At 56.9% G+C, this 8,787-nt stretch carries 9 protein-coding genes; 4 read left to right on the forward strand and 5 right to left on the reverse strand.

Annotated features, from left to right (window positions below):
- The 3 genes from EOL86_09975 to EOL86_09985 all read right to left on the reverse strand — a co-directional run.
- A partial coding sequence (locus EOL86_09975) for a 2Fe-2S iron-sulfur cluster binding domain-containing protein (GenBank protein ID NCD25897.1) occupies nt 1-1,634 on the reverse strand: 1,634 nt, incomplete at its 3' end.
- 50 nt (nt 1,635-1,684) lie between these two features.
- Nucleotides 1,685-2,707: a molybdopterin-binding protein gene (locus EOL86_09980; protein ID NCD25898.1), complete on the reverse strand. Its 1,023-nt coding sequence runs from the start codon at nt 2,705-2,707 to the stop codon at nt 1,685-1,687.
- A 496-nt stretch (nt 2,708-3,203) separates the two neighbouring features.
- Nucleotides 3,204-3,443: a hypothetical protein gene (locus EOL86_09985; protein ID NCD25899.1), complete on the reverse strand. Its 240-nt coding sequence runs from the start codon at nt 3,441-3,443 to the stop codon at nt 3,204-3,206.
- Nucleotides 3,444-3,625: 182 nt separating this feature from the next.
- On the opposite strand from EOL86_09985, the gene EOL86_09990 reads away from it, so the two are divergent.
- Genes EOL86_09990 through EOL86_10005 form a run of 4 tightly spaced genes read left to right on the forward strand, consistent with a single transcriptional unit; the run spans nt 3,626 to nt 6,932 of the window.
- Entirely contained in the window at nt 3,626-5,221 is a 1,596-nt protein-coding gene (locus EOL86_09990) for a peptide chain release factor 3 (GenBank protein NCD25900.1), read from the forward strand.
- 37 nt (nt 5,222-5,258) lie between these two features.
- Nucleotides 5,259-6,146, forward strand: coding sequence for a hypothetical protein (locus EOL86_09995; protein NCD25901.1), 888 nt, complete (start codon nt 5,259-5,261; stop codon nt 6,144-6,146).
- Nucleotides 6,118-6,477: a hypothetical protein gene (locus EOL86_10000; protein ID NCD25902.1), complete on the forward strand. Its 360-nt coding sequence runs from the start codon at nt 6,118-6,120 to the stop codon at nt 6,475-6,477. The genes EOL86_09995 and EOL86_10000 overlap by 29 nt, the downstream gene beginning before the upstream one ends.
- A 29-nt stretch (nt 6,478-6,506) precedes the next feature.
- The gene (locus EOL86_10005; protein NCD25903.1) at nt 6,507-6,932 is read left to right on the forward strand and encodes a peptidylprolyl isomerase; all 426 of its coding nucleotides are present in this window, start codon (nt 6,507-6,509) and stop codon (nt 6,930-6,932) included.
- Nucleotides 6,933-7,306: 374 nt separating this feature from the next.
- On the opposite strand, the gene EOL86_10010 is transcribed toward EOL86_10005, so the two are convergent.
- Together EOL86_10010 and EOL86_10015 are read right to left on the reverse strand one after the other, a co-directional pair.
- The gene (locus EOL86_10010; protein NCD25904.1) at nt 7,307-7,687 is read right to left on the reverse strand and encodes a hypothetical protein; all 381 of its coding nucleotides are present in this window, start codon (nt 7,685-7,687) and stop codon (nt 7,307-7,309) included.
- A gap of 127 nt (nt 7,688-7,814) precedes the next feature.
- A complete protein-coding gene (locus EOL86_10015) occupies nt 7,815-8,627 on the reverse strand; it encodes a ZIP family metal transporter (GenBank protein NCD25905.1) in 813 nt (270 codons plus the stop codon).
- Nucleotides 8,628-8,787: the final 160 nt, after the last annotated feature.

Consider the following 8,787-nt stretch of genomic DNA (forward strand, 5'->3'; position numbering starts at 1 on the left):
TCGGACGGGAATTCGGATTCCGGCGCGCCGTATCCGCGGAAAGCAGCACCCCAGCAATGGTTGGTGCACACGGTGCGGCCTTCGCCGCGAATGGCCGGGATGTCGTATCCGGCGCCGATGTACTGAGCGCCGCGCAGGGTCAGCAGATCGCCGAATTCGGAATACGGACCGTGGTCAACGCTCCAGTCGGTTTCCATGGCCAGCAACTTGCCGTCCTTGGTGGCGCCCATCTTGACCCAGGTCAGGAACGGCGAACGCTTGCCGGTGTAGGCCTGCTGCTGACGGTAGGTGTACACCAAATTCACGGGACGTCCCGTGGCCAGGGCGGCGGCGCCGACCAGGGCTTCCAGGGTCGGGCTGAACTTGTAGCCAAAGGTGCCGCCAGTGTAGTTCTGCACCAGGGCGAGTTTATCGGGCTCGACGCCCAGACCGGGGGCGATCATGTACAAGTGCAGATGCAGACCGATGGACTTGGAATGGATGATCAGCTTGCCGTCGTCATCGACATAGGCAAAGCCGCAGTCCGGCTCGATGGGCAGATGGGGCTGACGGGAAGTGTAATAGTTGCCTTCGATAACCACGTCGGCCTTGTCCATGATCGGCTTGGTGTCCGGGCCCTTGGCGATCTTCTGGGTGTAGTAGACGTTCGGTGTCCCGGGGTGGATCTCGATGGCGTCCTCGGCCATGGCCGCCGGAGCGCTCATGTATTCGGGAAGCTGCTCGATTTTGACCTTGACGGCCTTGGCCGCGGCTTCGGCCTGCTCCAGGGTGTCGGCGCAGACGATGGCGATGGCGTCACCATACTGGAAGATCTTTTCGTCGCACAAAATGGGGCGGTCCCAACCGTCACCCTTGTTGGAAGGGAAGGTGATCAGACCGGTGATGCGGTTTTTGCCTTTGACGTCCTTATGGGTGACGACCTTGAACACGCCGGGCATCTTTTCGGCTTCGGTAACATCAATAGAAAGAATCTTGGCGTGGGACACTTCGGCCTGCACCAAGGCGCACTGCAGGGCGTTTTCGGGCAGTTTCAGGCCAGCGTCCGCGCCATAATCCAGCGTACCGGTAACCTTGGCCAGAGCCGTGGGACGGGGATGACGGGTACCCCAGACATCGCCGTTGACGGGCATCTTGTACTCCAGGTCGGCCGCGCTTTTTTCACCGCGCATGACCTTGGCGGCGTCCATGACAGCGTCCACCAACGGTTTGTATCCGGTGCAACGGCAGGCGTTCCGGTGTTTCTGGAACCAATCGCGGACTTCATCGCGCGTGGGTCTGGGATTGACGTCCAGCAACCCCTTGGCCGAGACAATGAAGCCAGGCGAGCAAAAACCGCACTGGGCCGCGCCGTGAAGCATCCAGGACAGCTGCAGGGGATGCGGATTTTCCGGAGTGCCGATACCCTCGATGGTGGTGATTTCCGCGCCGTCTTCCACGCGTTTCATCTTCAGGGCGCATGAACGCACGACCTTACCATCCATGATCACGCTGCAGGCGCCGCACTGCCCTTCATTGCAGCCGATCTTGGTACCGGTCAGTCCGAGCTCGTTTCTGAGCACGGTGGCCAGGGTTGCCTCGCCATCGGTCACCACGTTCTTGGCGACTCCATTAATCACAATTCGTCTGTTAATCATTCCCATTCCTCCAAATAACACTTTGTTTCCGAACAGATTTAACGCCAGGTCTAGAGCTTGCCAAAGCCGCAGGCCGGATAATGGCAACTGGGACAGCTTTCGCACAGGCCTCCATGACCAAACGCAACAATATCCTTCCGTTCCAGGCGTTCCCCGGCCAAAAGCCGTGGCACGACCAGATCGAAAATACTGGCCTTATAATACATAACACAGCCGGGCAGCCCGACCACGGGCACGTCGTCCAGATAGGCGAGCATGAACATGGCACCGGGATAGGTGGGGGCGCCGTAGGACACGACCTTCGCCCCGGTCTTCCTGATGGACGCCGGAGTCTGGTCATCGGGATCGACACTCATGCCGCCGGTGACCGCGATAAAATCAGCCCCTCGTTTTTTCAGGGACAAAATGGCGTCCACCGTCATTTCCACCTGATCCGACACAAAGACCTGTTCGAGAATCGTGGATCCCAGACGCTCGAACTTCTTTTTCAGAACCGGACCAAATCCATCCTTGATACGTCCATTGTAGACTTCGCTCCCCGTGGTCACGACGCCAACCTTGGCCGGCTTGAGCGGGAGCACTTCAATAAGCGGCGCGTGTTCGCGACACACGGCCTCGGCTTCCTGGAGCAATTCCTCGGGCGCGGCCAGGGGGATGACCCGTGTTCCGGCCACGACGCGTCCCGTCTTCACGAATTGCCCGGTATGGATGGTCCCGAACGTTACATCGGTAATGGAATTAAGGCGAAAAAGCCCTTGCACATCGATCTTGAGCACGCCGTCAATGGCCGCGGTCAGCGTGGACTTGCCCTCGCTCGGCGAGCTGATGGTCAACCCCTGCCCCGCCGCGGCACGGGCCAGCCGCAGGGCGCATTCGTCCTCGTGGACGTATCCATCGCGAGGGTCGAAAACATAAAGATGGGCCTTGCCGATATCGAGCAGGAGCTGGATGTCATCCGGACCAACGACGTGGCCGCGACGAAAAGCAGGACCCTTGGTCTCGCCCGGCACGATACGGGTGATGTCATGGCAAAGTACGGTTCCAACAGCATCTTCAACAGGGATGGCTTTCATGAAAAACCCAACATATCGTATTTGACATTACTAATCACAAAATATGCCATTTCTGGCATATTGAACTTTACACAACCGTCACCGCGACGGCACGCTCGCGCGTGTTCACTCATTCCAATTTCATCGGGAACGCACGAGCAGACCTACTTCATTTCAGATCTATGTCAAAAATGGCATACTTTTACGGCGTAAGCAAAATCAAGACCATCCAGAAGCAGCCTTTCAAAAAAATCGACGTTACCCTTCAATATACTGAATTTAATACACCAAAGCCAAATTTGTAAAAATCATCCCGGTTTGAAGCAACAACAGCGGATGCACTTCCCCACGGGATTGTCCCAAATAGGGACAATCAAGCCCCGCTCAAAATGTCAAAATGACACACTTTCCTCCATCGCTCGAACACACATCCACCACATGCGCAAAAGCCCACGACAAAATCCACGACCTGGTCTTTTGCGCATGTGAATACGACAACACACGCATCGAAAAGACGCTAGGCTCTTTTCACTTCCAAAGCGTCCTCGAAAAACGCGGTCATGGTCAGGGTCAGTCCTCCCGCGTCCAGGGTGTGATCCTGACCCGGAAACAATTCCGAAACAGCTTCGAAACCGTCACCAACAAACACGGCCTTGGCCTCGCCGTTGCTTTCCCAACGAACCACCGTGCCATTGTTCAGGGTCAGCATCTCTCCATCGTGCAAGCGAACCGGCAAATCCTTTTCAACGTATTCCATAATGTACCTCCATGGTATGGTTTCAAGATCATACACGATTTTCCTGGAACCATACCAAACGGAAGCATAGGGTCAAGGAGGATCAGACCAGAAACGACAATTTGTCCGGGTTGACTGTTTGGTTGAACATGCCTAGTCCCACTGGGGCCCAGAAACCGGGCTACTTGATCTCGGAGCACGCCATGACCCCTCTTGAAAAAGAAATACGCCACAATGTCGAAAAACGCCGGACCTTCGGCATCATCAGCCATCCGGACGCGGGCAAGACAACCCTGACCGAAAAGCTCCTCCTCTTTGGCGGCGCCATCACCATGGCCGGCACGGTCAAATCGCGCAAAGCGACCCGCCACGCCACCTCGGACTGGATGAAGATGGAGCAGGAGCGCGGCATCTCCGTGACCACCTCGGTCATGAAATTCGAATACAATGGCTATGACATCAATCTCCTGGACACGCCGGGTCACGAAGACTTTTCCGAGGACACCTATCGAGTGCTGACCGCGGTGGACTCGGCCCTCCTGGTCATCGACTCGGCCAAGGGCGTCGAGGCCCAGACCAAAAAATTGATGGAGGTCTGCCGCATGCGCGACACCCCCATCATGACCTTCATCAACAAGCTCGACCGCGACGGTCTGGAGCCACTGGATGTCCTGGCCGACATCGAGGACCACCTCAATATCGAATGCGCGCCCTTGAGCTGGCCCATCGGCATGGGCAAGGGATTCAAGGGCACCTATTCCATATATAAGAAACAAATCCACCTGTTCTCGGCCACCCACGGCGGACGCATCCAGCAGGGCGTGGTCATCAACGATGTCAACGACCCCAAATTGGATGAGCTGCTTGGCCTGCAGGCCGACGACCTGCGCCGGGATCTGGAACTCCTGGAAGGCGCGGGCAACCCTTTTTCCGTGGAACGCTACCTGGCCGGCGAACAAACCCCGGTTTTTTTTGGCAGTGCCATCAATAATTTCGGAGTCCAGGAAATGCTCGACACCTTTGTCGAGCTGGCCCCCTGCCCCAAACCACGCCAGACGGTGACCCGCGAGGTTTCGCCCTTCGAGGAGGAATTTTCCGGCGTGGTCTTCAAAATCCAGGCAAACATGGACAAGGCCCATCGCGACCGTATCGCCTTCCTGCGCATCTGCTCCGGCAAATACACCAAGGGCATGAAAATTCGTCACCACCGCCTCGACAAGGATGTGCAGATCAGCAACGCGACCATCTTCATGGCCCAGGACCGCACCGGCGTCGAGGAAGCCTATGCCGGAGACATCATCGGCCTGCATAACCACGGCACCATCCGCATTGGCGACACCTTTTCCCAAAAGGAAGAGCTGAAATTCACCGGCATCCCCAACTTCGCGCCCGAGCATTTCCGCAAGGTCATCCTGAAAAGCCCCCTCAAGGCCAAGCAACTGCAAAAAGGACTGCTGCAACTCGCCGAGGAAGGGGCGGTGCAAGTCTTCAGGCCCCTCCTGGGCAACGACTACATTCTGGGTGCTGTCGGCGTTTTGCAATTCGACGTCATCATATCCCGCCTCAAGGACGAATACGCCGTGGACGCCATTTACCAGCCGGTCAACCTGTCCGCCGCCCGATGGGTGGACTGCGGTGACAAATCCCTGCTGGATCGCTTCCAAAAAGACCTGCTCTCCTCCCTGGCCATGGATTCCGAAGGCAACCTGGCCCTGCTGGTGGACAGCGCGTGGCGCCTGGAATACATCATGGAGCAATGGCCGGACATCACCTTCCACACTACCCGGGAAAAAAATTAGCCCGGCGTATCGTCGCGCCGGACCTCGCGAGGCGCGCATGCCCGTCGTCCTGATTCTGGTCCTTGTTCTCCTCCCGGCCCCGGCCCTGGCCTGGGGGCCGGGCGTGCACATGGCCATTGGCAATCATGTCCTGAGCCATCTGCACGAACTGGGACCAATCCTGAGCGCGTTGCTCCTGGCCCATCCGGAGCATTTTCTCTACGGCTGCCTCTCGGCCGACATTTTCATTGGCAAGGGCTGCAAATTCACGCCAACCCATTCCCACAACTGGGACACGGGCAGAAAACTTCTGCGCCAGGCTGAAACTCCTGGCGTGCGGGCCTATGCCTATGGCTATCTGAGCCACTTGGCCGCCGATGTCATCGCGCACAATTATCTGGTTCCGAACATGCTCGGTTTTTCAGCCGGCCGAGGCAAATTTGCCCATACCTACGTCGAAATGCTGGCCGATCTGCAGGTGGACTGGCCGCGCAAGCAGGCCTCGCGGATTTTCCGCACCCCGCACCCCAATGAGGACCAGACCCTGGTTTCAACCATTGGCCAGCGACGCCTGCCATTCCACATCAAAAAACATATTTTCAAGCAAAGCCTGCATCTGGTCGAAGACCGGGCCTACAAGCGGTCGCTGCGGCTCTTCCGGGGGCTCTTGCCCTTTGCCCGCAAGGAAGCCCTGATCCACGAATCCATCGGTTTCGCCCAGATCCTGGTCATGGATCTGCTCGAAAATCCACTGCATTCCCCCGTGCTGGAATGCGATCCCATCGGCAGTTCCAATTTGTCCCAAATACGCCATTTCCGACGCAAACAACGCCGTTATTATGACCAGCACGGCCAGGGCATCATCTTCCCCCTGGACTCCCGGCTCCAACTTTGCCTGCAAAACCCAGGAGATCCGCATGCGAGCATTTCTGAATTTTCTACGTGAACAAATCCGACATGTTTCCGAAATCGAAATCTCCGCCCAAAACCGTCTGCACGACGCCGGCGACGAGGCCGCCTACCGTGACGGCATGCGGGCCAAGGCCGAACTTCTGGCCAATCTGGCCACCAACGCGGCCCCGCATCTGAACGACCTGCCTCCGGAAGCCAAGTCCAGGATCGAGCACCGGCTGAACACATTCGCCCAAAGCGCCCGGCAAAGCCTGGATATCGGCAGCGTGTTCTACATGTCCGCCCTGCTCTATCCGGACGATCACCAACCCGGCCAGCCCAACACACTGGAACTCTGGTTGACCGAACTTGAAAACAAACCATGACATATCAACCTTTTAACACAGGATACAGCATGACATTCACAGCAGGAACCACGGTCCTGGTCCATTATACCGGTACCCTGGACGACGGCACGCAGTTCGACTCCTCCCGGGACCGTGAGCCGCTCAAGGTCGTCCTTGGTCAGGGCATGGTCATCCCTGGCTTCGAGAAGGCCATCATGGACATGGAGCTTGGCCAGACCGTCACGGTGACCATTCCCGAGGAAGAGGCCTACGGGCCGCATAACGAGGAGATGGTCATTCGTGTCCCGCGCTCCTCCTTCCCGCCGGAAATTCCGACCACGGTTGGCGAGCAGCTCATTCTGCGTTCTCCCGAGGGCAACGAAATTCCGGCCCTCATCGTGGAGGTTGACGACAACGAAGCCACCCTGGACGCCAACCATCCCCTGGCTGGTTTCACCCTGACCTTCGAAATCGAACTGGTCAGTCTCGGCTAGACCACGTCTGGATGCATGGCGGGTTCGGAAACATTACAACCCGCCATGTATGTTTCACACTACGCCAAAGCCCGTTTCCTCAATATTTTTCTTTGCCATACTGATTCAAAGCACACATCCATCATTTCTGGCCACGAGACGTTGTCCTACAAAAATGATCTTCTTTGTCTTACATATATTTTGCTTTTCTTTTTCATTTTTCGCGTGCTAGCAGTTATGCTAACTATCGCGCGTGGTTGGCGCGGGGCGCGGTCAAGCTGGCCCTTGGAACGCGCTTCTCGTCACCACGGGGCCTCGGCCCCAAAACAAAATCGCCCTCCGGTTTCCCGGCGGGCGATTTTGTTTGTCACGTAATTATGCCGCAGGAGGAATGCTCAGCCTCCGAACGATCCCGCGCCCATGACTTCCATGGCCTTGGTGTAGTGCACCCGCAAACGGCCCAGCTTGTCACCCAATTCCTTCTCCACGGGCTCCATTTCCAACGGACATTCCGCTTCAAGCTGCGCGGTCTTGGCCTCGATGTCCCGCACCAAGGCCTTGATTTCGGCCACGGCGTCCACAAGGGCACCCCGGTCTTTGTCGCCAAGGTCGAGAAAGCCGACCATCACGTCATAAAGTGTCGCCTTCCAGGCGTTGAGTTCACGTTCGATACCTTTGCAGTAGCCTTTCACCGCGAGTTTTTTTGCTTCTTCGGTGGCGCACCCTTCAATGGCCGAGCAAGAAAAACACGGTCCGGGATAATCCATGTTCACCATAAGAACCTCCTCGCCTTGGCGGAAATCATGTGGGTTATTCGAAAGCGAAAACGACCGTCCTCAACCAATTTTTGCATAGTAATGCGTCCGAAGCCCTTGGCAAGGGATTATCGATATTTTTTCCTAATTACCCCAAACCAACATCCAAGACCATCATTGTCGCGAATCCAAGCATCGTGCCGATGGTCGCGATATCCGTGTTTTTTTCCAGCTGCGATTCAGGAATGAGCTCTTCCACCACGACATAGATCATGGCCCCTGCGGCGAAAGCCAACGCATAAGGCAAAATCGGCCGCATGGTGATCACGGCCACGGCCCCAAGCACACCGGCCACGGGCTCGACCACTCCGGACAGCTGCCCGAACCAAAAACTTTTCAAACGCGAAAAACCTTCCCGCCGCAACGGCACGGACACGGCCGCGCCCTCGGGAAAATTCTGGAGGCCAATACCCAGGGCCAGGGCCACGGCTCCAGCCATGTCGGCCGATGGCAGATGCGCGACCAGGGCGCCAAAGGCCACGCCAACGGCCAGCCCTTCCGGGATATTATGCAGGGTAATGGCCAAAACCAACAGCATGCTGCGATGCCAACTTGTTTTGACACCCTCGGCTTCGGACATGGGAAAGCCCAAATGCAAATGAGGCAAAAACTCATCCACCAACCACAAAAAGGCACCACCTGACAAAAAACCGATGGCGGCGGTCAGCCAGGCTTGGTGCCCAAGGCTTTCGGCCATTTCGATGGCCGGGGCAAGCAGGGACCAAAAGCTGGCGGCAATCATGACTCCGGCCGCAAAACCGAGCATGCCATCCAAAACCTTTCGATTGATTTCCTTAAAGAAAAAAACAAGGCCCGCGCCCAAAGCCGTCAACAACCACGTGAAGCATGTGGCCAGCAAGGCCTGCATGATTGGATTTTGTTCCACGAACCACGCGTACATATCACCTCCTTGGGATTTATTCCAGGCATACCCACGAAGTCCCCGCCAGACAATCCCACAATCAAATCCCCCTGCCAAGCGCTGTTGCCACCCGCGTGCTTCCTTGATAGGTGGGCCAATCTTTTATAGATAAACGCCTATTCTTGATCGAAGCGTTTCA

Source organism: Deltaproteobacteria bacterium (genome assembly GCA_009930495.1).
In the GTDB taxonomy this organism is placed as follows: Bacteria; Desulfobacterota; Desulfovibrionia; order Desulfovibrionales; family Desulfomicrobiaceae; genus Desulfomicrobium.

Coding starts and splice junctions, on each gene's coding strand:
- EOL86_09980 (NCD25898.1), bottom strand. CDS start 2,707: ATGAAAGCCATCCCTGTTGAAGATGCTGTTGGAACCGTACTTTGCCAT.
- EOL86_09985 (NCD25899.1), bottom strand. CDS start 3,443: ATGGAATACGTTGAAAAGGATTTGCCGGTTCGCTTGCACGATGGAGAG.
- EOL86_09990 (NCD25900.1), top strand. CDS start 3,626: ATGACCCCTCTTGAAAAAGAAATACGCCACAATGTCGAAAAACGCCGG.
- EOL86_09995 (NCD25901.1), top strand. CDS start 5,259: ATGCCCGTCGTCCTGATTCTGGTCCTTGTTCTCCTCCCGGCCCCGGCC.
- EOL86_10000 (NCD25902.1), top strand. CDS start 6,118: ATGCGAGCATTTCTGAATTTTCTACGTGAACAAATCCGACATGTTTCC.
- EOL86_10005 (NCD25903.1), top strand. CDS start 6,507: ATGACATTCACAGCAGGAACCACGGTCCTGGTCCATTATACCGGTACC.
- EOL86_10010 (NCD25904.1), bottom strand. CDS start 7,687: ATGGTGAACATGGATTATCCCGGACCGTGTTTTTCTTGCTCGGCCATT.
- EOL86_10015 (NCD25905.1), bottom strand. CDS start 8,627: ATGTACGCGTGGTTCGTGGAACAAAATCCAATCATGCAGGCCTTGCTG.